The sequence below is a fragment of the Rhizobium sp. WYCCWR 11146 genome (genome assembly GCF_013591995.1).
GTDB lineage: Bacteria > Pseudomonadota > Alphaproteobacteria > Rhizobiales > Rhizobiaceae > Rhizobium > Rhizobium indicum.
This window is the reverse complement of sequence record NZ_JACCEY010000016.1, coordinates 195,194-218,800: the sequence shown is the minus strand read 5'-3', so window position 1 is coordinate 218,800 and position 23,607 is coordinate 195,194. Positions and strand designations below refer to the sequence as shown.

Annotated in this window: 22 protein-coding genes; 9 read left to right on the top strand and 13 right to left on the bottom strand. The window is 61.8% G+C overall.

The genetic code is table 11. The features are described 5' to 3' along the window. The first annotated feature begins 168 nt into the window (after positions 1 to 168). The gene (locus HX899_RS10980; RefSeq protein ID WP_181292434.1) at positions 169 to 585 is read left to right on the top strand and encodes an N-acetyltransferase; all 417 of its coding nucleotides are present in this window, start codon (positions 169 to 171) and stop codon (positions 583 to 585) included. On the opposite strand, the gene HX899_RS10975 is transcribed toward HX899_RS10980, so the two are convergent. Beyond that, complete coding sequence (locus tag HX899_RS10975) at positions 586 to 1,149, bottom strand: GNAT family N-acetyltransferase (RefSeq protein ID WP_181292433.1); 564 nt, start codon at positions 1,147 to 1,149, stop codon at positions 586 to 588. 267 nt (positions 1,150 to 1,416) lie between these two features. On the opposite strand from HX899_RS10975, the gene HX899_RS10970 reads away from it, so the two are divergent. Then, entirely contained in the window at positions 1,417 to 2,427 is a 1,011-nt protein-coding gene (locus tag HX899_RS10970) for a glutathione S-transferase family protein (protein ID WP_181292432.1), read from the top strand. Positions 2,428 to 2,453: 26 nt separating this feature from the next. On the opposite strand, the gene HX899_RS10965 is transcribed toward HX899_RS10970, so the two are convergent. After that, positions 2,454 to 2,933 (bottom strand): NUDIX domain-containing protein, encoded by a 480-nt coding sequence (locus HX899_RS10965; RefSeq protein WP_181292431.1) that lies wholly within the window; start codon positions 2,931 to 2,933, stop codon positions 2,454 to 2,456. Positions 2,934 to 3,003: 70 nt separating this feature from the next. On the opposite strand from HX899_RS10965, the gene HX899_RS10960 reads away from it, so the two are divergent. The 4 genes from HX899_RS10960 to HX899_RS10945 all read left to right on the top strand — a co-directional run bounded on the left by HX899_RS10960 (position 3,004) and on the right by HX899_RS10945 (position 6,177). Beyond that, positions 3,004 to 3,912, top strand: a complete 909-nt coding sequence (locus tag HX899_RS10960) for a metallophosphoesterase (RefSeq protein ID WP_181292580.1) — start codon at positions 3,004 to 3,006, stop codon at positions 3,910 to 3,912. Between the two features lie 159 nt (positions 3,913 to 4,071). Next, complete coding sequence (locus HX899_RS10955; protein ID WP_011652984.1) at positions 4,072 to 4,632, top strand: hypothetical protein; 561 nt, start codon at positions 4,072 to 4,074, stop codon at positions 4,630 to 4,632. A gap of 187 nt (positions 4,633 to 4,819) precedes the next feature. Further along, on the top strand, positions 4,820 to 5,329 hold the full coding sequence (locus HX899_RS10950) for an RNA polymerase sigma factor (RefSeq protein WP_138330369.1): 510 nt from the start codon (positions 4,820 to 4,822) through the stop codon (positions 5,327 to 5,329). 2 nt (positions 5,330 to 5,331) lie between these two features. Then, the gene (locus tag HX899_RS10945) at positions 5,332 to 6,177 is read left to right on the top strand and encodes an anti-sigma factor (protein WP_168310613.1); all 846 of its coding nucleotides are present in this window, start codon (positions 5,332 to 5,334) and stop codon (positions 6,175 to 6,177) included. A 54-nt stretch (positions 6,178 to 6,231) separates the two neighbouring features. Here HX899_RS10945 and HX899_RS10940 read toward each other — a convergent pair whose 3' ends face one another. Then, positions 6,232 to 7,212 carry an NADPH:quinone oxidoreductase family protein gene (locus tag HX899_RS10940; RefSeq protein WP_181292430.1) on the bottom strand — a complete coding sequence of 327 codons (981 nt, stop codon included), beginning with the start codon at positions 7,210 to 7,212 and terminating at the stop codon, positions 6,232 to 6,234. A 5-nt stretch (positions 7,213 to 7,217) separates the two neighbouring features. Between HX899_RS10940 and HX899_RS10935 the strand changes: the two genes are divergently transcribed. Continuing rightward, a complete protein-coding gene (locus HX899_RS10935; RefSeq protein ID WP_181292429.1) occupies positions 7,218 to 7,703 on the top strand; it encodes a helix-turn-helix domain-containing protein in 486 nt (161 codons plus the stop codon). 12 nt (positions 7,704 to 7,715) lie between these two features. On the opposite strand, the gene leuA is transcribed toward HX899_RS10935, so the two are convergent. From leuA to HX899_RS10920, 3 genes are all read right to left on the bottom strand, one after another. Continuing rightward, the gene (leuA, locus tag HX899_RS10930) at positions 7,716 to 9,467 is read right to left on the bottom strand and encodes a 2-isopropylmalate synthase (protein ID WP_181292428.1); all 1,752 of its coding nucleotides are present in this window, start codon (positions 9,465 to 9,467) and stop codon (positions 7,716 to 7,718) included. Positions 9,468 to 9,896: 429 nt separating this feature from the next. After that, positions 9,897 to 11,096, bottom strand: a complete 1,200-nt coding sequence (locus tag HX899_RS10925; protein WP_138330365.1) for a benzoate/H(+) symporter BenE family transporter — start codon at positions 11,094 to 11,096, stop codon at positions 9,897 to 9,899. Positions 11,097 to 11,290: 194 nt separating this feature from the next. Then, positions 11,291 to 11,875, bottom strand: coding sequence for an ATP-dependent Clp protease proteolytic subunit (locus HX899_RS10920; RefSeq protein WP_003561390.1), 585 nt, complete (start codon positions 11,873 to 11,875; stop codon positions 11,291 to 11,293). A 232-nt stretch (positions 11,876 to 12,107) separates the two neighbouring features. Between HX899_RS10920 and HX899_RS10915 the strand changes: the two genes are divergently transcribed. Then, the gene (locus HX899_RS10915) at positions 12,108 to 12,866 is read left to right on the top strand and encodes a DUF2076 domain-containing protein (protein WP_181292427.1); all 759 of its coding nucleotides are present in this window, start codon (positions 12,108 to 12,110) and stop codon (positions 12,864 to 12,866) included. A gap of 124 nt (positions 12,867 to 12,990) precedes the next feature. Here HX899_RS10915 and queF read toward each other — a convergent pair whose 3' ends face one another. From queF to HX899_RS10885, 6 genes are all read right to left on the bottom strand, one after another. After that, positions 12,991 to 13,455 carry a preQ(1) synthase gene (gene queF, locus HX899_RS10910; protein WP_003541825.1) on the bottom strand — a complete coding sequence of 155 codons (465 nt, stop codon included), beginning with the start codon at positions 13,453 to 13,455 and terminating at the stop codon, positions 12,991 to 12,993. Further along, positions 13,455 to 14,369 (bottom strand): CDF family cation efflux transporter EmfA, encoded by a 915-nt coding sequence (gene emfA / locus HX899_RS10905; protein WP_181292426.1) that lies wholly within the window; start codon positions 14,367 to 14,369, stop codon positions 13,455 to 13,457. The genes queF and emfA overlap by 1 nt, the downstream gene beginning before the upstream one ends. Before the next feature lie 154 nt (positions 14,370 to 14,523). Beyond that, positions 14,524 to 15,195 carry a DUF2161 domain-containing phosphodiesterase gene (locus HX899_RS10900; RefSeq protein ID WP_025395495.1) on the bottom strand — a complete coding sequence of 224 codons (672 nt, stop codon included), beginning with the start codon at positions 15,193 to 15,195 and terminating at the stop codon, positions 14,524 to 14,526. A gap of 15 nt (positions 15,196 to 15,210) precedes the next feature. Next, positions 15,211 to 15,450, bottom strand: coding sequence for a hypothetical protein (locus HX899_RS10895; protein WP_003541831.1), 240 nt, complete (start codon positions 15,448 to 15,450; stop codon positions 15,211 to 15,213). A 127-nt stretch (positions 15,451 to 15,577) separates the two neighbouring features. Beyond that, on the bottom strand, positions 15,578 to 17,767 hold the full coding sequence (locus HX899_RS10890) for an anthranilate synthase (RefSeq protein ID WP_181292425.1): 2,190 nt from the start codon (positions 17,765 to 17,767) through the stop codon (positions 15,578 to 15,580). A 266-nt stretch (positions 17,768 to 18,033) separates the two neighbouring features. Beyond that, entirely contained in the window at positions 18,034 to 20,292 is a 2,259-nt protein-coding gene (locus tag HX899_RS10885) for a TonB-dependent hemoglobin/transferrin/lactoferrin family receptor (RefSeq protein ID WP_181292424.1), read from the bottom strand. Positions 20,293 to 20,500: 208 nt separating this feature from the next. Here HX899_RS10885 and HX899_RS10880 point away from each other — a divergent pair, with 208 nt between their 5' ends. Continuing rightward, a complete protein-coding gene (locus HX899_RS10880) occupies positions 20,501 to 21,514 on the top strand; it encodes an extensin family protein (protein WP_181292423.1) in 1,014 nt (337 codons plus the stop codon). A gap of 298 nt (positions 21,515 to 21,812) precedes the next feature. Here the strand turns inward: HX899_RS10880 and HX899_RS10875 are convergent, their stop codons facing one another. Continuing rightward, positions 21,813 to 23,492, bottom strand: a complete 1,680-nt coding sequence (locus HX899_RS10875) for a formate--tetrahydrofolate ligase (protein ID WP_181292422.1) — start codon at positions 23,490 to 23,492, stop codon at positions 21,813 to 21,815. Positions 23,493 to 23,607 lie beyond the last annotated feature (115 nt).

Below are 23,607 nucleotides of genomic sequence, written 5' to 3'. Positions count from 1 at the left end.
ATCAGCCGGCCCGTTTCAGCCAACCCGAAGGGCCGGGCATCTTTCCGCCAGGATCAGAGGCGATCGGCTCGGACGTACCAAGAGGTATGCCCTTCGCCAATCGCCTTTGCCCTGACGAAAACCTGCTCCGGCAGAATGCTTCAATCTGACCAGGAAAGGCTCTCACTCATGCCGGAATTCGAGCTCACCGCCTCGCCCTCGCCGGAGGAACTGGCAGTGATCACCGATGCGCTCTCGGCTTTCAACAACGCCGATCTCGGCCCATCGGATCGCCGGCCGCTCGCGGTCCTCATCCGCGATACCGATGGCAAGGTGACGGGCGGTCTTTCAGGCTTCACCGCCTGGGGCTGGCTCTTCACCCAGATGCTCTATATTCCCGATACCCTGCGCGGCACCGGTCTTGCCGGCAAGCTCCTGGCCAAAGCGGAAGACGAGGCGAGAGCCCGAGGCTGCCGCGGCGCCTGGATCGACACCTTCAGCTCGAAGGCCCTGCATGTCTACATCAGTCAGGGTTATGAGGTCTTCGGAGAGCTTCAGGATTTCCCGGAAGGCCGCACGCGCAGCTTCCTCCGCAAAAACCTCTGATCATCCGTGCCAGGCGATGATGCCCTTCAGCCGCTCATGCACGCCCGCGGCGATCGGAACAACGAGCACGCGGCCGGGATCGACAGGCCCCGGGAAGGAAAGCGCATTGTAGGCGACCTTCTCGAAGCCGAGCGGGCCGTAATAGGGCGGATCGCCGACCAGGATGACGGCTTCCGAGCCCTTGCGTCTTGCCGCCTCCACCGCAATCCGCACCAGTTCCCGGCCGATGCCCTGGTTCTTGTGAGAGGGGCGGACGGCGAGCGGGCCGAGCAGATGGCCCTTCACCGTGCCGGCCAGCACCGGCGTCATGCGCACGGAGGCGATCGTCTCACCATTATCGGTGCAGATGAAGGAGAGCGACAGATCATGCGGTCCCTGCTCACGGATGCGCGCGGCAGCGCGCGTGAAGCGGCCCGGACCGAAGGCTTCTTCGTTGATGTGTTCGATGGCGGCGTCATGAGACGCGTCTTCGGTGAGGTAGACGAGATCGTGCTTGTACATGATGACAGAAACCGGATGGACAGATTGATGGGTCTCGAACACGCCTTGGGCGTTCGGGAGCATCAGCGTCGTCGCGGGTTTCTGGAAATGAACATCAAGCAGGGGTCCGAAAATCGTGAAAAGGCCGATAGCAGGAAAAATTTCCGTCGTCCAACGCAAAATGCACGACCACAGCGCCGCACATCTTTTCGAGAGCCACAAAGGACGCTGCAACACTTTGAATTATGCGATGCCCGAACGATGTGACGCACTGTTCAATCTTTGCTGCCTGTAAAGCCCTGCCATCTGCGATATCTTCCGTTCCAACACGCAATCAAGGGAATGAAGATCATGGGAATGCTGGTGGACGGCGTCTGGCATGACACCTGGTACGACACGAAGGAGAGCAAGGGCCATTTCAAGCGGCAGCCCTCGCAGTTCCGCAACTGGGTGACATCGGACGGTGAGGCCGGCCCTTCCGGCAGCGGCGGCTTCAAGGCCGAAGCCGGACGTTACCATCTTTATGTCTCGCTCGCCTGCCCCTGGGCACACCGCACGCTGATCTTCCGCAAGCTGAAGAAGCTCGAAGAGCTGATCTCGGTTTCGGTCGTCGATCCGCTGATGGTCGAGAACGGCTGGGAATTCAAGGTCGGCGACGGCGCCACCGGCGACCACCTCTTCGGCGCGTCCGCGCTTTGGCAGATCTACGTCAAAGGCGATCCGCACTATTCCGGCCGTGTCACCGTTCCCGTGCTCTGGGACAAGAAGACCGGCACGATCGTCAACAACGAATCCGCCGAGATCATCCGCATGTTCAACGGCGCCTTCGACGGGCTTACCGGCTCGACAGCCGATTTCTATCCCGAGGACCTTCGCTCCGAAATCGATGCGCTGAACGCCACCATCTACGACACCGTCAACAACGGCGTCTACAAGGCGGGCTTTGCCACCACCCAGGAAGCCTATGCCGAAAACGTCGGCACGCTGTTCGAAACACTCGACATGCTCGACGAACGCCTCGCCAAGGGCCGCTACCTCTTCGGCAACCGTCAAACCGAGGCCGACTGGCGCCTATTCACCACTCTGGTGCGCTTCGACGCCGTCTATGTCGGCCATTTCAAGTGCAACATCCGCCGCATCGCCGACTACCGCAACCTGCCTGACTATCTGCGCGACCTCTATCAGACGGCGGGTGTTGCCGAGACGGTGAACCTCAACCACATCAAGCAGCACTATTACCGCAGCCACAAGACGATCAATCCGACCGGCATCGTTCCCGTCGGCCCGGCGCTCGATCTCGACAGTCCGCACGGCCGTACTACAGCGCCGCGCGTCTTTTCAGACGCGCAAAGGACGCTGTAGCAGTTTGAATGGCTGCCGCCTGAAGCTCACCAGCGGTGGGCGGGCTCCTGCTCGCCGCGAAGCTCGGCGAGACGGCGATGCGTCGCCTTAGTCGTGCCCTCGGGCAGGCTGTCGAGGGAAAAGAAGCCGCTGTCGGATATCTCCCAGTCCGGCGGCCGCGGCGCCGTCTGCTCGACGGTCGCCCGGTAGAAGACGACATGGTCGCGCTTTGTGGTCGTGGTATTGAAATAGACTTGGAACAGCTGCGGCTTGCCGATGATCCTGAGGTTGCCCTCCTCGCGTAATTCCTTGACGAGCGCTTCCTCGACGGTCTCGTTGCGCTCCAGCCCGCCGCCCGGCATGTGCCAGCCGCCGATATAGCTGTGGCGCACGAGAAAGATGCGCCCGTCTGCATCGAAACAGGCAGCCCGCACACCCACCGTCATACTGCGGACGAAGCTGAAATAGACATGCAGCAGGCGCAACGCCAGCCTTATGTAAAGGGGCCGGTTCTCTTTATCCACCATCGCTCCGTTTCAGCTCTTCATCGCGCCGGATGTGTTTGATTTGTCAATAAGCTGGTCTATGTCTCGTAGCATGTTCAAGCTCGCGCATATCTCCGACGTCCACCTTGGGCCGTTGCCCAGTCTTTCCATTCAAGAGCTGTTTTCAAAACGCATAACAGGCTTTGTGAACTGGCATCGAAATCGACGCAAGCACCTTTTCGGCAGCACGTTGGATCTGCTGCTCGACGACATCCGCGCCCATCAGGCCGATCACCTGGCCGTCACCGGCGACCTCGTCAATCTGGCGAGCGGCATCGAGATCCGCTCGGCCGCCGCCTGGCTGCGCGCGCTCGGCGATCCTGCAGACACGTCGGTCGTTCCCGGCAATCACGATGCCTATGTGCCCGGCGCCTACGAGAAGTCGATGCGCGCCTGGTACGATTATGTCCGCGGCGATCTCGCTCCGCCGCAATGGCCGGAGAACCGCCATATATTTCCTTATCTGCGCGTTCGCGGCAAAGTCGCGATTGTCGGCTGTTCGACGGCGGTCGCCACCCCTCCCTTCGCCGCCTCTGGCTTTTTCGGCGCGCGACAGGCCCGCGATACCGTCAACATACTGCGTGCGGCTGGCGAAGCCGGTCTATTCCGCGTCGTCATGATCCATCACCCGCCGATCCGCGGCGCCACGGCCTTCTACAAACGGATGATCGGCATCCGCCGCTTCGCCGCCGTGATTTCGACGGGCGGCGCCGAACTCGTGCTGCATGGCCATACGCACCTCAACACGCTGCATTGGCTGCGCGGCCAGATGCAGCCGGTGCCGGTCGTCGGCATCGCCTCTGCCTCGCAGGGACCGGGCAGCATCAAGCCGCCCGCCGCCTACAACCTCTTCTCCATCGACGGCTCACCCGGCGCCTGGGAGCTCAGCGGCGAGCGCTTCAGCCTCAACAGGGCCGGTGACACGGTGATGCCGGAAAGCGCCGATATTTTCGCGCCTTAGCGCTGGTTCCTAGCTCTTTTTGTGCGGCACTTGAATCGATCTGCGAGGACATCAGTCCACCGTCGCAACATTTGCCATAGAGGTTGCTTACCCTCTTGGTATTTTTAGTGGTAAGCGTACAATCCGAGCAACTGCATTGCCTGAGAACGGAGCGCGCCGATGACTTCTTCCTTCCGCCACCTGTCCAGACTTTCGCTCGCCGCCGGCTTTGCCTTCGGCATCGCCACGGCCGCTTTCGCGGCCGGCGACAGCAACGATGATACCAATCCGCCGCCGAAGACCCAGACGACCAAGACCTGCACCGGCGGCAAGGTCTGGGACAAAGCCAAGAAGGAATGTGTCAACCCGAAGAAGAGCAGCTTCAACGACGACGATCTCTATCAGTTCGCCCGCGAATTTGCCTATGCCGGCCAGTATGACAACGCCATCACCGTGCTCAATCTCGCTCGCAACCAGAACGACCCGCGCGTCCTGAACTATCTCGGCTACGCCAACCGCAAGGCCGGCCGCATGGAGCTCGGCATGTCCTACTACCGCAAGGCGCTGCAGGCGGATGAGAATTATATCCTCGCCCGCTCCTATATGGGCATGGCGCTGGTGGAACAGGGAGACATCCAGGGCGCCCGCGTCCAGCTTGTCGAAATCCGTGATCGCGGCGGCGAAGGCACTTGGGCCTATCGCTCCCTGCTGCAAAGCTTGAACGGCTACAAGACATATTGACGCAAGCTTTGCAGGCCACAATACGAAAATCCCTTGGGAAAGAGGGATGAAGACGACCGGATGCTTGCGAAGTGCAGGAGACTTGTTTCATAAAGCACATGCATCGACGGCGTCGATAAAGTCGGTTTCGCGCCCGACGGCGAACCCTTCGTCCGCGAAACCATTGTGAATGCTTTTTGGATAGACAATGCGTCAGCCCGCAACGACCATCGATCTCCGGCGTGATCTCGTCGGCCTCCTGCCCCGCCTTCGCCGCTTCGCGATCACGCTCGCGGGTGAGGTTGCCGTGGCCGATGAACTCGTTCAGGCCGTCTGTCAGCGCGCCATCTCCAAAGGTCATCAATGGAGCGGCGAAGGCCGGCTGGAAAGCTGGATCTACACGCTTGCCCGCCAACAATGGACCGACGACAACCGCAAGCGCAAGCCGAAGGCTTCCGTCCGCGGCAACGTCACCGATATTCGCGAGGCCGCGCGCGATCGCTCGGCCGCAGTCGATCCCGACACCATCCATCACATGATTTCCGATATGCCGGATGGCGTTTCCAGCATGTTCCTACTGGTCGACGTCGAAGGCCACAGCTACCAGCAGGCGGCCGACATCATGGGCATTCCGGTGGCAAACGTCGTCTCGCAGCTCGCGACCGCGAGGCTGCATTTCGCCGCGCTTGCCGGCACCCACCCGATCCACAGGTTCTGAATTTGCTCGATCTTAGGAAATTGCCGCTCGAAGCCCAGCTCACCGCCCTCCTCGACGGCGAAGTCTCGCCCGAACAGCGGCACGAACTGGAGCAGCGTCTGGCAAGCGACGAGAATGCACGCCGGCTGCATGAGAAGCTGCGCCACGGGGCTGATTTCGGCCGCCGCCGCCTCGACGATATCCTGAAGGAGCCTGTACCGCTCGCCCTCGTCCGCTCGATCAAGAGCACGCAGCCGCCGAAAACGCCGATCGCCCAGCGCGCCACGCGCCCGCAAGTGAAACTGGCGCCGAGCGGCCCGCAGGCGCTGGCCGCCGCCCTCATCCTCTTTGTCGTCGGTTGTGGTATCGGCTATTTCGTCGGCACCGCGCCGGATGCCGACGAGATTGCCAGCACGGCGACCACCAATACGGCACCCGCCAATACCAACGACTGGCTGGGCGACGTCACCGCCTATCAGCGCCTGCTGATCCGCCAGCCCCGTCATCTCGTCGAAGTGCCCGCCTCGCAGGCCGAGGAAATCTCCAGCTGGCTGACGACGGCGATCGGCGTGCCCTTCCGCGTGCCGGATCTGAGCGCCGAAGCCTGGACCTTCCAGGGCGCGCGCGTCATCCTTGGCGATAGCCGCCCTGTCGGACAGCTCGTCTATTCTAATTCCGATGGCGACATCATCTCCATTTGCTTCCGCAAGGACGCGCAGCCGCCAGAGACCGACGACTTCAAGGAAACGATCAAGGACGAGATCGGCCTCGTGACCTGGCACAATGCCGGCACCTCCTATGTGCTTGCCGGCCCCTCCGCCGAAGCAACGCTCGGCCAGCTCGCCATGGAGATCGCCACCGCGATCTGATTGCCGGAGCATGATGTCGGAGCGGTATCGTACGACATCGTGCGTCGCTTTGATTTAAGGCACCAGCACCACCTTGCCGACCGCCCGCCGCCCTTCGATGGCGCGGTGCGCTTCCGCCGCTTGATGCAGTGGGAAACGACCGCCGTCGATAACCGTCAGGGCGCCCGCCGCGGCAAGCTCGAAGAGCTCGGCAAGATCCTCCCGCACCCCCTGAGACGTCAGCAGCGGCAATAACGAAAATCCCTTGATCGACTGATTGTCGTCAAGCATGTGCTCGACATCGGCCGCCTCAAGCCCGAACCGCCCCATCGCCGCCAGCACCAGCTCGCCGCAAGGCGCCAGCGCATCGAGCGCCGCCCTTGAAAACGCGCCGCCGACGGTTTCATAGATGATATCCGCGCCGAGCCCTCCGGTCAGCGTCTTGACGTCCTCCTGCCAGCCGGGCGCCGTATAATCGACCGCATGATCGGCGCCAAGCGATAGGGAAAGCGCCCTCTTCTCGTCGCTGCTCACTGCCGCGATCAGCATCTTCGCCCCGTCACGTCTCGCGAGTTGCACAAGCAGCGACCCGACACCGCCCGCTGCCGCACTCACAAGAACATTCTTGCCTTTCGCAGGACTGCGGCGCAGCAGATGCAACGCCGTCAGCCCTTGCACCATCAGCCCGGCAGCCGCCGCAAATGAAAGCGCATCCGGCAGATGCACCACCGCCCCGCCATCGACCGCGACGAATTCGGCATAGCCGCCCGAACCGCGCCCGATCGCAAAGAGAGGAACGGCAACTCGCGCGCCAATGAGCGAGCGATCGGAACCAGGCCCTGCTCGCTCGATCGTACCCGCAACCTCGACACCGGGAAACATCGGCAGGTCGGGCGTTACGGCGTAGCGGTCGGCCCGCATCAACACCTCGAAGAAGTTGACACCCGCCGCATGGACGCGGACGAGAACCTCGCTCAGGCCCGGCTCGGGCACCGGCAGTTCTACGACCTCGAGGACATCGGGCGGACCGAAGCGAGTGAATTGGACGGCTTTCATGGCAGATGCACCTCACGTCTGATTGGCGTGGGGCAGGTTTAGCAATAGACTATCAGATAAAAATACACACTCCTTCGTGCCATACCCACCAGGAGGTGACCATGGCTGAGCCGATGAAAAGACTCCCCGAGCTGCCGGTCGAGCGTGCGCTGAAGGTGATCTCGGGGCGCTGGAAGCCCATCATCCTCTATTACGTCTTCTCCGGCCCGAAACGTCTTTCCGAGCTGAAGCGGATGATGCCCGCCATTACCCAGAAAGTGCTGATCCAGCAGTTGCGCGAGATGGAGGAGCACGGGCTGGTCGCCCGCCAAGTCTTTGCCGAGGTCCCCGCCCGTGTCGAATACAGCGCGACTGAACTCGGCCTCGGCCTCGAACCGGTGCTGCTGGCGCTCTGCCAATGGGGCCAGCGCCACGCAGAGGCGCGAAATGAAGCCGGCGAGATTGCCGACTGCATCGTCAGGCCGCGCCGCGCTGATGCGGTCGCGGCCTGAGGCCTTCCGAAATCAGGCCTTGCCGGCCTTCACGTCGAGCACGCGGTTGGCGGCCGAGACGATCGCTTCCAGCGATGCCGCGACGATGTTGGTATTGATGCCGGCGCCGAAGAGTTTGCCGCCGGGATAGGAGGTCTCGACATAGGAGATCGCCGCCGCGTTCGAGCCATGCTGGAGCGAATGCTCGGAATAGTCCTCGACCGACATCTCGATGCCGAGATAATGCGACAGCGCATTGATGAAGCCGTCGATCGGACCGTTACCGCGCCCTTCGATGCGCTTGATCTCCCCATTGTCGGTGATCTCGGCTGCGACGATCCGCTGGCCCTTGTGCTCGGTGTCGGGATAGGTGTGATGGTCGACGAAGCGCAGGCGCCCTTCCGGCTGTGTCACGTAGCGCTCGATGAAGCGGTCGTAGATGCGCCGGGACGGAAGCTCCTTGCCCTCTACGTCGGTGATACGCTGGATATCCTCGCGGAATTCCACCTGCAGGTTGCGCGGCAGGTTCAGCCCGTAATCCTGCTGCAAGATATAAGCGATGCCGCCCTTGCCGGACTGAGAGTTGATGCGGATGATCGCCTCGTAGGAACGACCGACATCGCGCGGATCGATCGGCAGGTACGGGACCTCCCACACGGGATGGTTGGCGACCTGTGCTGCCTTCATACCCTTGTTGATCGCATCCTGATGCGAGCCGGAGAAGGCCGTGTAGACCAGTTCGCCGACATAGGGATGACGCTCGCCGATCGCCATCTGGTTCGAATATTCGAACACTTCCTTGATGCGTTCGATATTCGAGCAGTCGATCTCGGGATCGACGCCTTGCGTGAACATGTTCAGCGCCATCGTCACCATGTCGACATTGCCGGTGCGCTCGCCATTGCCGAACAGCGTGCCCTCGACACGGTCGGCCCCTGCCAGCAGTGCCAGTTCGGCAGCGGCAATGCCGGTGCCGCGGTCGTTATGCGGATGCAGCGAAACGATCAGGTTCTCGCGATTGTCGAGGTTACGGCACATCCATTCGATCTGGTCGGCATAGACGTTCGGCGTCGCCATCTCGACGGTGGACGGCAGGTTGATAATCAGCTTGTTATCGGGCGTCGGCTTGACGACCTCGATGACGGCGTTGCAGATCTCCAGCGCCACATCGAGTTCCGTGCCGGTAAAGCTCTCCGGCGAATATTCGAAACGGTAACCGCCGCCAGCCTTCGTGGCCATATCGGTGATCATCTTGGCGGCATCGACGGCGATCTGCTTGATGCCCTGCACATCCTTGGCGAAGACGACGCGGCGCTGCAACTCACTGGTGGAGTTGTAGAAGTGCACGATCGGCCGGTTTGCTCCTTCCAGCGCTTCGAAGGTGCGGGTGATGAGTTCCGGGCGGCACTGCACCAACACCTGCAGGGAGACGTCGTCGGGCACATTGCCCTCCTCCACGCACCAGCGGGCGAAGTCGAAATCGGTCTGCGAAGCCGAGGGGAAACCGATTTCGATTTCCTTGAAGCCCATCTCGATCAGCAGATGGAACATCCGCGCCTTGCGATCGTGGCCCATCGGGTCGACGAGCGCCTGGTTGCCGTCGCGCAGGTCGACCGAGCACCAGACCGGTGCCTTGGTAATGGTCTTCGTCGGCCATGTGCGGTCGGGAATGTTCACCTGCGGATAGGCCCGGTATTTCACCGCGGCGTCGGGCATGCCTTTTGCGGGGCTCATCTCGCTCTTGGAGTCCATCTTATCTCGGGGGGATTGCGTCTTCGCGTCCATCGTATCGTCTCCTCGTCCCGGCATTTGCCCGCTCTTAGCCGATCACGTCGGGCTTGGCGATAAACAAATGCGGACCTTGTCGGTCGTTAGGTCAATTTTGAAAGTGAGTCGCGAGGAGCGATGGCCGGGCGGGCTTTCGGCCGCCGGGCGCTCCTCAAAGGACCCGGCAACCGCGCGTAAGGCCGAGGAGAAGAAGCGAGGTCAGGGCGCGCGTATTGTCACGCAGGGCGATGCGGCCGCGTGCAATCGTGTCAGAAATTCTGGCGCCAGTGGTCTTCATGACCGCGCTTATAGCCTCGGGCGGTGACGCTGGCAAGTCCTTGCCCGGCTTTTGGTCGCCGCCAACGGTCGACGAGCTACCCGTCTATAGCCGGCGGAACTGCCTGATAGCGCCAGGATCCGGCATTTCGAGAGCAGAACGACCTTCCGTTACCTCGACTGAGCCCGGTCTTTCCAAATCTTCACCAGCCGAGACAGTGCGAGCATCAGCCCACCCGCGATCAGGCCCCAGAAGGCACCGGAAATACCGCCGAAGGAAACGCCGGAGGCGGTGACGAGGAAGGTGATTGCCGCCGCCTCCCGTGAGTCCGGAGCCTGGAAGGCCGACATTGCCGAGGACGAGAAGGCGCCGACCAGCGCCAGTCCCGCCACCGCCTCGATCAGGATGGGAGGCGCCAATGCGACGAAGGCCGTCACCGCGCCGGCAAGCAAGCCGAGGATGATATAACCGACGCCGGCAATCAGCGATGCCCAGTAGCGCCGCTTCGGATCGGCATGGGCATCTTGCCCCGCGCACATCGCTGCAGTGATCGCAGCCAGATTGACCGCGTGGCCGCCGAACGGCGCCGAGAGCAGCGAGAAGAAGCCGGTGACGGCAAAGAGCGGACCGGGCTTCGGGTCGTAGTGATTGACCTTCAGCACCGCGATGCCGGGAATGTTCTGCGAGGCCATGGTGACGATGAAGAGCGGCAACGCGATCGAGATGAGGCCGGCAAGATTGAACACCGGCCGGACGATTTCCACCGTCGGCACCAGTGATTGTTCCAGCGAGCTGAGCGCACCGTCTGGGATATCGACGCCGAAGGCGAGCACCAGCACGAAGGCCGCGAGTGCTGCCGGCACCGCCCAAAGCCGCTTGAAGGCGCCGACGACGATCCAAGCGACGACGATCGGCAGGCCGAACAGCGGATTGAAGCCGATCGCCTTCACCGGCGCGAAGCAGAGGCCGATCAGCACGCCGGCGAGCATCGCATTGGCGAGTGGTGCCGGAATGGCGGCAACCGCTCGCCCGAGCGGCTTGAACAGCCCAGCAACGATAATCAGCGCAGCACAGATCAGGAATGCCCCGACCGCCGCATTGAAGCCGCCCTCGATCGCCCCGGTGCTTGCCAGCAGTGCGGCACCCGGTGTCGACCAGGCGATGCTGACCGGCAATCGGGTCACGGCACTGAGCACGATCGCGCAGACGCCCATGGAAATCGACAATGCCATCAGCCCGGAAGCCGCCTGCACCTCCGTGGCGCCGACCGCCTGCAACCCGTGCAGCACGACGGCGAAGGAGCTGGCGGAACCGACGAAGGCGGTCAGCAGCCCCATGAACAGGGCCTGGACGGAAAAATCTTTGAGCATGGCGGGACTCGTAGGCTGCTGGAATGGCGCATGGAGCATGATGGTTGTCCCAGACGCAAGTCCGGATTCAGTGCTTTCCGTTCAGACCTTGCCGATAGGAGACCATCTCCGTTCAAGCACTATCCGAAAACAGAACGCCCTCACCTGCGATCGGCAGGCAAGGGCGGGTTCCTGGCAGCTTTGGCTGATAAAACTTAGATATCGGCCTGCGACGTGACGATCCGTGAAACGAGGCCATACTCCTTCGCCTCTTCGGCCGAAAGCCAGTAGTCGCGATCCGTATCCTTGTCGATCTTGTCGAGCGGCTGGCCGGTGGCTGCTGCCATGATCCTGTTCAGGCGCTCGTTCATCTTGATGATCTCGCGCGCCTGGATTTCGATGTCCGATGCCATTCCGCGCGTGCCGCCGGAGGGTTGATGCAGCAGGAAGCGCGTGTTCGGCAGGCACAGGCGCCGCTCCTTCGGAGTGGCGACATAGATCAGCGCGCCGGCGGAGGCGACCCAACCGGTGCCGATCATCCAGACCTTCGGCTTGATGAACTTGATCATGTCATGAATGGAATCGCCGGATTCGACGTGGCCGCCGGGCGAATTGACATAGATACGGATGTCCTCGTCGCTGGCCGCGGCAAGCGCCACGAGCTGCGAGCAGACCTTCTGCGCCAATTCCTGATTGATCGGTCCGTAGATGAAGATCGAACGCGACTTGAAAAGATTCGCCTCCGTTTCCTTGCCGAGCGGCAGTTCCTTCGTCTTGTCGTCCTGGTCTTCGTCGTTCATTCGAACCTCTTGGAGATGAATTCGGGTTCCTCGCACATAGTGCGACTCAATGCCTAAAACAATGCGGGAAAAACACAAGGCACCGAAGCGATGGAGATATCCTTAAGAAGCCGCGCGCCGTTCTGCAAGCCTTACTGAATTGTAACGGCGAAAGGCTTTGAAAAGCCTAAATCGGTTCCTACCTCAGCCCTCACGCGGCAAACGCCGCATCAGATGATTAGGAGGCAGGACAATGTCACCCGAAGAACGCCAATTGCTGACCGCCCTCTTCGACCGCGTACGCACCGCCGCGGCCACACCGCGCGACCGCGACGCCGAGGCCCTGATCGACCAGGCGACGCGCGAACAGCCCTCCGCTACCTACTATCTGGCCCAGGCCGTCATCGTTCAGGAAAAGGGGCTGGAGGCGGCCGCCAACCACATCAAGGAACTCGAAGAGCGTGTCCACCAGCTGGAAGCCGGCGAGAGCGAACACCGCCAGGCCGAACAGGGCGGCGGCTTCCTGAGCTCAATCTTCGGTACCAGCCAGACGCAGCAGTCGGCACCCGTTCCCGGTCCCTGGGGCAGCGCGCCGCGCCAGACCTCTCAGTCGCAATATGACGATACCCGCGGCGATGTCCGTCAGATGCCGCAGCAGCCGACCGGCCCCTGGAGCCAGCAGGCTTATGCGCCGTCCGCCGGCGGTAGCTTCCTGCGCGGTGCGCTCGGCACGGCGGCGGGCGTTGCCGGTGGCATGCTGCTTGCCAATTCGCTGAGCGGTATCTTCGGCAACCACATGTCCTCGCTCGGCTGGGGCTCGCCCTTCGGCACCAATCCCTTCGGCAATGCTAGCGCGCCGACCGAGGAAACCGTCATCAACAACTATTACGGCAACGACGACACCCGCCAGGCCTCCGACAACGCTGCCGATGACAACGATAACGCCAACGTGCAGCAGGCCGATTACGACGATGGCGACGACTCGTCCGGCGACGACGTTACGGATGTGTGAGTTCTAGGGGCCGGCGACGGACAGCGTTTGCTGCACCGTTGCCCGGCCCTTCGCTTGGGCTCAGGGCGTTCGCCGCTGCAATCGATTCACTGGATCGATTGCTCGGGCTGCGCCCGACCGCGGCTCACCCACGCCCGCGGTAGGTGGCAACGCCTTGTTCCGGCAGCCACACGCCTTCCGGCGGCTTGCCCGTCTGCCAGAAGACGTCGATCGGGATGCCGCCGCGCGGATACCAGTAGGCGCCGATCCTGAGCCATCTGGGATCGAGCAGCTCGACGATGCGCTTGGCGATGTAGATCGAGCAATCCTCGTGGAAAGCGCCGTGATTGCGGAAGGAATGCAGAAAGAGCTTCAGCGACTTCGATTCCACCAGCCATTCGCCCGGAATGTAGTCGATGACGATATGGGCGAAATCCGGTTGCCCGGTCATCGGGCAGAGCGAGGTGAATTCCGGCGCGGTGAAGCGCACGACGTAATCGGTGCCGGCATGGTTGGACGGCACTTTTTCAAGCACCGCCTCCTCCGGCGATTGCGCGGTTTCGGTCTGCTGACCCAGCATCGACAGGCTGGAAACATCGGTATTCGGCATCATGCCTCCTTGACGACTTTGACGCGGATGCCGTGAGCCTTTTCGCCCTCCGGCTCCACATGAATTGCGATAGTGGCGCCCTCGTGCACCGCCCTGATGGCATCCTCAAGGCGGTCGCATATATCATGCGCCTGCCGCACCGACATCCCGCCGGGCACCACCATGTGGAAATCGATGAAGGTGACGGTGCCCGCCCGCCTCGTTTTCAGGTCATGCACGCCGATCGAGCCCGCCGCGTGGCTGGCGATCGCCTGCTTGATCGCCTCCTCCTCCTGCGGCTCGACTGCCTGGTCCATCAGCCCGCCGATCGATTGCGAGATCACCTTCCAACCCTGATAGAGGATGTTGACGGCAACGAGAATGGCAAGCACCGGGTCGAAGATCGCATATCCCGTTGCCAGCGCCAGCAGCAGGCCAACGAGCACGCCGACGGAGGTCACGACGTCGGACATGATATGCTGTCCATCCGCCGTCAGCGCTGCCGAGCGATGTCTGCGTCCAGTCCGGATCAGCAGCCGCGCCCAGATCGCATTGACGACACCGGCCGCGAAGTTGATCGCAAGGCCGAGCACAGGTGCATCCAGCATGCGTGGCTCGGCGAGATAACCAACCGCCTCGTTGACGATCAGCAGGGCAGCGACGACGATCAGCACGCCCTCGGTGACGGCAGATAGATATTCCGCCTTATGATGGCCGAAGGGATGGTCGTGATCGGCCGGCTTCTGCGCATAGCGGATGACGAAGAAGGCGATGAAAGCGGCAACGACGTTGACCGACGATTCGAGCCCGTCCGACAGCAGCGCCACCGACCCGGTGACCCACCAGGCCACCATCTTCAGCCCCATGACGCCGAGCGACAGCGGAATGCCCCACATCGCCAGCTTGCGAACCGTAAGATCGCCGTTGTCACTCATATCGTTCCCCTGCGGTTGCGAATGAATTGCAGCTTTCAAGCCGTTGAAACGCAAAACCGCCCACGCGAATGTCGCGCAGGCGGTTCAGTTCAGGGTGATATGGGGGAAGACGGCGGATTTGTCAAAGGGCAATGAGGTTCCCCTTCCGCATGGCTCAAGGAGCAGGCTCGGAGAGAATAGTCTGCGGCCAGCGCAAGAGCGCCGCCTGCCCTGCAGGCGTCAGGGCGTAGACGCCCTTCTCCTTGCGTTCGAACCATCCGTAGACGTTGTCGAGCAGGATTCGGCCGGCATTGGGCACCTGAGCCTTCATATCCCGCGGCCGCCCGACCCCACGCTCGATTGCGGCGGCGCAGAGCAGCACCTGCTGACGATAGGCGGTCATGATCGGCGCCCGCGTGCTGCCGCCGACTGCGGGATCGCCGTGGCGGCGCTGATGCTCCTTGACAAGGCGCGTGCGCCGCTTGGGATTGGTGCGCGGCATCGGCGAGACGGAACTGACGATGATGCTGACCTCGCCGGCATCGGAGACGCCGAGCATGCCGATGCCGAGCCTGCGGCAGAGATCGCGATAGCGTTTGTCGGTCTCTCGCCCCCGACCCTTGGCGGAGACGCGGGCCGCGATCCAGACCTCATCGCTCATCGCCGCGCGGTCGACCGCCTGGAGAAGCAGTTCGAGGTTGAAGGAGAGCTTGAGTTCGCAGACCACCACGACCGGCGGCTCGGCATCGCTGAGGCCCACGAGATCGCACCCGCCGACCTCGCCCTTCACGACATAACCCGCAGCCTCCAGGAAAGCTTTGACCGGCAGGTAGAGCGATGTCTCCATATTGAAAACCGCGTCTCAGGCGGCGTTGAGATCGGCAATCTCGCCATATCGTGCAAGCAATCGCGGCGACGACATATCCCCGGTTTCCTCATCGACAATCACGGCATAAGCCGCCACGCCGACGAAACGCTCCGACATCGCCGAGGCGATTTTCTCCGCGCTGACGGAGTTCGATGCCTGGCGCATTTCACCGGGGACGAGATTGCCGCGGTTCTTGCGATAGGGAAGAACGATGAACTTTTCAGCATTGGCCACGTCGAATATCCCGATTGATCGTTCCTGAAATGTTCTGATTTGTCTGAAGAAGTCAACCGGCCTTTCGAAAACGGCCTGCCCCTCCCCGCAGTCGGGGAAAGGGCAGGCCGAATAACCGTCGAAATCCTCAGGCAGCCTTCGTCTTCACCTTGCGCGCCAGATGCGCCACGACATTTTCGATCATCCGCATCCCGGCATCGCCACCGAGCGTCATGATCGACTCCGGATGGAACTGCACCGCGGCGATCGGTTCCTTGGCGTGTTCGATACCCATGATCGTGCCGTCGTCGCTTTCCGCCGTGATGATGAACTCACGCGGCAGCGTCGAGGGATCGGCGAAGATCGAGTGGTAACGCCCGACCGTCACCTCCTTGGCAAGGCCGGAGAAGACGATGCCCGGTTCCAGCACGCGGATGCGCGAGGGCTTGCCGTGCATCGGCAGCGCCAGGTGGCGCAGTTCCCCGCCATAGGCTTCGGCGAGCGCCTGCAGACCGAGGCAGACGCCGAAGATCGGCAGGTTGCGCGCCCGTGCCTTCTTGATCGTCGCCTTGCAGTCGAAATCCTTCGGTGTTCCGGGTCCGGGCGACAGCACGACGAGGTCCGGGTTCAGTCGGTCGAAAACTTCCTCCGGCACCGGCGTGCGCACGGTCGAAACCGTCGCCCCCGTCTGGCGGAAGTAATTGGCGAGCGTGTGGACGAAGCTGTCCTCGTGATCGACGAGCAGGATGCTGACGCCCTTGCCGACGCTTGCGACATCGCGCTGGACCCTGCCGGAATTGCCCGTCTTGGCGTCTCGGATGGCGGAAAGCATGGCAGAGGCCTTCAGTTCTGTTTCGGCTTCTTCTTCGTCAGGAATGGAATCGTTGAGCAGCGTCGCGCCGGCGCGCACCTCGGCGATACCGTCCTTGATGCGCACGGTGCGCAGCGTCAGGCCGGTGTTCATGTCGCCGTTGAAGCCGACCATGCCGATCGCCCCACCATACCAGGCGCGTGGGCTTTTTTCATGGCTCTCGATGAAGCGCATCGCCCAGAGCTTCGGGGCGCCGGTGACGGTGACGGCCCAGGCGTGGCTGAGGAAACCGTCGAAAGCGTCCATGTCGTCGCGCAGCCGCCCCTCGATATGGTCGACCGTGTGGATGAGGCGCGAATACATCTCGATCTGCCGGCGGCCGATCACCTTGACCGAACCCGGCTCGCAGACACGGCTTTTGTCGTTGCGGTCGACATCCGAGCACATGGTGAGCTCGGACTCGTCCTTCTTGGAATTCAGGAGCTTCAGGATCTGCTCGCTGTCGGCGATCGGGTCGTCGCCGCGCTTGATCGTGCCCGAAATCGGGCAGGTCTCAATGCGACGGCCGGAAACGCGCACGAACATTTCGGGCGAGGCGCCGACCAGATATTCCTGATGGCCGAGATTGATGAAGAAGGAATAGGGCGACGGATTGATCGCCTTCAGCCGCTTGGAAATGTCGGACGGCTTGCTGTCGCAGCGCTCCATGAATTTCTGCCCGGGCACGACTTCGAAAAGGTCGCCCTTGCGGAAACTTTCCTTCGCCTTGGTGACGAGCTCGGCATATTCGCCCGGCCGGTGATCGCTCTTCGGCGGAATGGCATCCGTGTGTTTGAAGGGCTCCGCTGCGATATCTTGGGCCTTGCCCTCGGTCGTCACGCCGTCTTTTTCGAAGTCGTAACGGTCGACCCAGGCTTTGGCGGCGTAGTTGTCGACGACGAGGATCTCGTCCGGCAGGTAGAGCACCATGTCGCGCTGGTCGGAGGGTCGCGTCAGCTTCAGATCGATCGCATCGAACTGGAAGGCGATGTCGTATCCGAAGGCGCCGTAAAAGCCGAGGCTCGCATCCGCCTGCGAATAAAACAGGTCGGTGACGGCGCGCAGCACCGTGAAGACCGTCGGCATCTTCGAGCGTTCTTCCTCGGTGAACACCCGGTCCGGCGTCTTGACGGTGAGGTCGAGACGGCGAGCCGAGGAAGCGCCGAGCACGATGTCGGACACGGTCTTCAGCCGCTCGGTCACGAAGCCGAGGATAACCTCGCCGCGTTCATTATAGGCCTCGATCCAGACGTCGCGCCCGAATGAGGAGATGCCGAGCGGCGGATCGACGACGGCCGTATCCCAGCGTGTATAGCGGCCCGGATATTCGTAGTTCGACGAAAACACCGCGCCGCGGCGCTCGTCGAGCTTGTCGATATAGGAAGAGACCGCATCGCCGTAGGGGATCGCCCGCCGCTGCCGCGTGACCGTAATGCCGCCCTTGGTCTCGTAGATTTCCGCACCATCATCCCGCAGGATCGTTACCATTGTTCCACTCCGTTATCGGGGCCCGGACGACAGGCGGCCATAAAACAAAAAAAGCCGCCTCGAAGTTTCGGGCGGCTCACTCGTCGTCTTTGGACACGATTGGTCGAGGCCGCCTTAGCGAACCCACCACCAAACAGCAATGTTCAATGACTTGATCATGAGAAAATTGTTAGCCTGAGATCAGCCATTGCGCAAGAGGCGATTGTGGGAATGAAAAAGGGCGGCCCGAAAGCCGCCCCTCCCCAGCCTTGAAGGCGTGATCGCGATCAGAAAGTCTTGGTGATTGAGACCTTGAACGTACGGCCCGGCTCCGAATACCACTCCCGCGGCTGGGACGCCGTCGCCGAGCTCAGATTGACCTCGCGCACGGCGAGCGCGTTGTAATGTTCCTGATCAAAGATGTTGTAGACGCCTGCCTGCACGCGCAGGCCCGGCACCTGTTCCGGCGTCCACCAGCCAGTCAGGTCGACGATTGCGTAGCCGGGCGCATCGAAGGTCGTGTCGTTGGTGTTGCTGACGGGCGTATCGAGATGGTCTGTGAGCATGCCGGCCGACAGCGTCGAGGAAAGGTCGAAGCCGAAATTCTCGTTGCTCCAGCCGCCGCCGACGATCGCCTTGAACGGTGCCACCGAGCGTAGGCGCTGAGTGGTTTCTTCATTTCTGCCATATGCATAGGCAAGTGACGCATGCAGATTTATGCCGTTATTGAATGTCTTGGCGGCGCTGGCTTCAATACCGGAGATCGTGGCCGCAGACACGTTCGTGTAGTTGAATTCCGTAAAGCCGGTCGCGTCGACGCTCGTCACCGTCTCGATAAAGTTCTGGTAGCGGGTGTGGAAGGCCGCGACCCGACCGGTAAAATCGCCCGTGTCAAAGTTAGCGCCGATTTCGACGCCGCGGCCGATTTCGGGTTCCAGATCGGGATTGCCGAGCTGGGCGTAGCGGCCCGTCGGATTGTAGAAGCGGCTGTAGAGTTCGTCCACGGTGGGTGCCCGGAACCCCACTGCCAGCTGCATGTAGAGCTGCACGTCAGGCGTCAGCTCGTATGTCGCAAGAATCTTTGGTGACAGGCCAGCTTCCGTTCGGTCGTTCAGGTCCCCGAAACGGGTAAGCCCGGTATTGCTTGCGAAACTCCCGCCGGTCGAGGGATTATAGTTGAACCAGTCAAAGCGGAAGCCGGGTGTCAGCGCGAAGCCGGTATTGCCGATTTCGATCTTGTCTTCGACAACAAGCCCAAGATTCTGGCTGTCGACATTGGGCACTTCCGCCTGGTTGTTCAGCGCCGGGCACGTTGTGGGCGTCGGGCAAAGTGCCCAGCTATACTGGCTCCAGCTCGAAACGCCGACGTCGAGGCCCACCCGAACGGAGTGGCTAAGACCGGAATATTCGAAATCCTTCGTTGCCGTACCACTGAAGCCCCAGGTTTCGTTTTCAATCTCGTTGTTACGTCCATAGGCGACATTGGCGGTCGTACGGCCCCTGCTGCCGGCTTCCTTCTTCAAATCCAGCCAATAGAGCGTGGCACGTGCACTGCTGAAGAACGCGTCGGAGGACTGCGCTTCATAATCATAATCGAGCGATACGCGATCGCGGTCACGCAGTTCGCGACTGTCATAATTGTCGATCATGAAGTTGCGAGGACTGGTGCCTCCCTGGAGTTGGCGCAGGTCGGTCTTAAGATCGCGGCGGAATCGCTCCGCTGTCAAGCCGATGCGATGGCCGCCTTCCAGCTCCTGGCGCAGTTTGAAGAGCAGGTTGTTCTGATCGAAATCAGCCGGATTCGCCTCGGTGCGGAAACGGCCGTAGCTATCATTGTCGCCCATATTGTCGCGTTCATGGCCCTTGCGGTAGCCGCCCTGAAAGAGGATCGACGTGTTGCCGATCTTTTTGGCAGCGGCGGCCGAGCCGGAAATGCTGCGGTCTTCGCTGTCATAGGTCGACTTGACGATCGCACCCCAATCCCGGCCTTCGGGAATAAGATCCTCCGGCTCCAGCGTATTGAGAACGATGGCGCCGCCGAGCATGCCGGAACCGCCCTTGCTCGAATCCGCACCGCGCACGATATCGAGCGAGGACAGTGAATCGAAATCGAAGGTGTCGCCGCCGCCATTGGCGTTGGCCGGCGCAAAGGCACCCTGGCGCGAACTATTCGAAATATACGGGATCGGAATGCCGTCGATGGTGGTCAGGATGCGAGCGCCGGAAAGGCCGCGCAGGTTGAAGCCCGCGTCGCCGCGTGAATAATTCACGCCTGCATCGACGCTGCGGCCGATATCGTCGAAATTGGTGACCTGCTTTTCTTCGAGCTGCTTGGCGGTGATCTCGGTGGCAAGCGGCGTATCGGCGACGCTGCCCGGCGCCACGCGTTTGCCCTTGACGACGATCTTCTGCAGGACGGTGCTGTCCTCCGCCGTGGCTTGCGACGCCGTTGCCGGAGCGCTTTGCGCGAAAGACTGCGAAACAGGAAGAACAACTGTGGCTGCCGTGCAGACCAATAGAACCGAGCGCCAATGCCGGACGATCATAACCTACCCTCTAATGATGACTACCGGGCTGGCTGGTCGTGGCGTTCGCACGCTCGAGGGGCTGGCTGGGCTTTTACGGATGAAGGCGGAGCAGAATTCCGCCTTCTTTTTGCCGCATAAAAAACATGAGGAGCATTGTCAACATAAGTCCTCGTTTTATGTTGAATATACCTATCAAGTTTTAGCGATCTTCAATCACGTTGCACAATTGCAACGAAAAACGCCCTCATGCGTTGTCTTTAGCCACGGATACGAGGAATCGGACGCGTTGAGAAAACTTTCGACATTGGCGATCCTTTTCGCCGCAACCGCTATTCTTGCCGGCGCCCGCCTGCCCCCGCGAGGCCCAATGCCCGAACCTCGGCCAGATGCCGGACAGGCGACCAGCCCCGCCTCCCCTTCTTCGGAAAAGGCAGAACCGCCCAAGCCTGAAGAGGTCCCGGCCCCGCAGCCGAAGCCCGATGTAAAGGATCCGCAGGCACCGGCATCGAGCCCGCCGCCAACGCCGCAGGCCGCACCCTCAAAGCCCGGGTCGGCAGAGCCGATGCAAGGTCCGCCGCGGCCGCCAGGTAGCCCCGATAGCTCGCAGCCGCCGACGGAAGAAGGTAAGCCGCCCGGCGAGCAGACACTTGAAGAGCAACACCTGACGATCGAACCCGAAAGCGATGCGGGACATGCCGAATGCACGGCCGCACTCCAGTCCCTGGGCGTCGTCTTCAAGGACACGCAGCGCATCGACGATGGTAATGGCTGCGGCATCGACAAGCCGATCATCGTCTCCGAAGCCCTGCCCGGCATCAAGCTGAAGCCGGAGGCGACGATCCGCTGCCCGGCGGCACTCGCCCTTGCCCGCTGGATGAAGGACAGCGTCATCCCGGCGGCTTCCGCCGCCCTGCCGGAGCAGGGCCGCATCACCACCGTCAACCAGGCAACGTCCTATATGTGCCGTCTGCGCAACGGCGCCGGAACCGGCAAGATCTCCGAACATGCCCGCGGCAACGCCATCGATATTGCGAGCTTCCATTTCGAAAAGGGTGAGGATGTCGCCGTCCGCTCCCGTCGCGAGGATTCGACGCTGACCGGCGCCTTCCAGCGCACCGTCAGCGCCGCCGGCTGCCTCTACTTCACCACCGTCCTCGACCCCGAAAGCGACGCCGCCCACGAAACCCATTTCCATCTCGACGTCATCGAGAGGAAGGGTGGCTATCGTTATTGCCATTAATCATTTCAAAGAGTTGCGCTTCACGCTTGAATCGAGAACCGACGTACCCAAACCAAAGCTGTAGAATATCGACGGAAGGCCCACCGCGAATGAGGATCATCGCATGTTACGCGATCTTGGCTCTCGTTTTCCTGGGCATTGGATTCGTTTTTACCGGCAAACTGCATTGGTTCCTTGCCGTCGGAATGTTGCTGACAGGCACTTTGGAACGGCTGGTCCTCTGGCTGCTCATAGGTCCCGAACGGGAGAAAAGCCATCGACGTCGCCTAATGAGACAGCCAGCCAAGCCATCACCGGATCAGAACAATCCCTCGATATAACCTTGGTCGTTCAAGAAAATCCGTTCCGCCGACGGTGATTTCGGCAAGCCCGGCATCGTCATGATCTCGCCGGTGATGGCGACGACGAAGCCCGCTCCCGCCGAAAGCCGCACCTCTCGCACCGTGACGATGTGGCCTTCCGGCGCGCCACGCAGGTTCGGATCGGTGGAGAAGGAATATTGCGTCTTCGCCATGCAGATCGGCAGCTTGCCGTAACCCTGCTCCTCCCATGTCTGCAACTGGTCGCGCACCGCCTTGTCTGCCGTCACCTCGCCGGCGTGATAGATCTTCGAGGCGACGATCTCGATCTTCTCGAACAGCGAAAGATCGTCGCCGTAAAGCGGCTGGAATTTCGCCTGTCCTGACTCGGCCAGTTCCACCACCTTGTGCGCCAGTTCCTCGATGCCGGCCGAACCCAGCGCCCAGTGGCGGCAGAGGATCGCCTCGGCGCCGAGCCTCGAGACGAATTCCTTGACCGCCGCGATCTCGGCCTCGGTATCCGAGACGAAATGGTTGATCGCCACGACGACGGGCACGCCGAAACGGCGCACATTGGCGACGTGCCGGCCAAGATTGGCGCAGCCCTTCTTCAGCGCCGTGACATCCTCCGTGCCGAGATCGTCCTTCTTCACCCCGCCATTCATCTTCAGCGCCCGGACGGTCGCGACGATGACTGCCGCATCCGGCTTCAGCCCCGCCTTGCGGCACTTGATGTCGAAGAATTTTTCCGCTCCGAGATCGGCGCCGAAGCCTGCTTCCGTCACCACATAGTCGCCGAGCTTCAGCGCCGTCTTCGTCGCCGTCACCGAATTGCAGCCATGGGCGATATTGGCGAAGGGCCCGCCATGCACGAAGGCCGGATTGTTCTCCAGCGTCTGCACCAGGTTCGGCTGCATAGCATCTTTCAACAGCACCGCCATGGCGCCGTCGGCCTTCAGGTCGCGCGCATGGACCGGTGTCCTGTCGAAACGATAGCCGATGATGATGTCGCCGAGCCGCCGCTCCAGATCCTTGAGGTCGGTGGCGAGGCAGAGGATCGCCATGACCTCGGAGGCGACGGTGATGTCGAACCCGCCCTGGCGCGGGAAACCGTTGGCGACGCCTCCGAGCGATGAGACCATGCTTCTGAGTGCCCGGTCGTTCATGTCCATGACCCGCCGCCAGGTGATGCGGCGGATGTCGATATTCTCTTCGTTGCCCCAATAGATGTGGTTGTCGACCATCGCCGCCAGCAGATTGTGCGCCGATGTGATCGCATGGAAATCGCCGGTGAAATGCAGGTTGATGTCTTCCATCGGCACGACCTGCGCATAACCGCCGCCGGCCGCCCCGCCCTTGACGCCGAAGCACGGACCGAGCGAGGCCTCGCGGATGCAGACTACGGCTTTCTTGCCGATCCGGTTCAGCCCGTCGCCGAGCCCGACGGTGGTGGTCGTCTTGCCCTCGCCCGCCGGTGTCGGATTGATCGCGGTGACGAGGATCAGCTTGCCGTCCCTCTTGCCCGCTTGCGCGGCGATGAACTCGGCGCTGACCTTCGCTTTGTCGTGACCATAGGGAACGAGTTGCTCGACCGGAATACCAAGTTTCGCCCCGATTTCGAAGATCGGCTTTTTGGCCGCGGCGCGCGCGATTTCGATATCGGATTTGATTGATGGCATGGATGTTCCCCCGTCCGGCCCCGCGGGAGCGGAGTCGTTGTTTTTCTCTTCATCGAGATAGCGAAATATCGGCGGGGTGTGAATAGCGCTGCGCCTTGCGGCCGCCACGCTTACA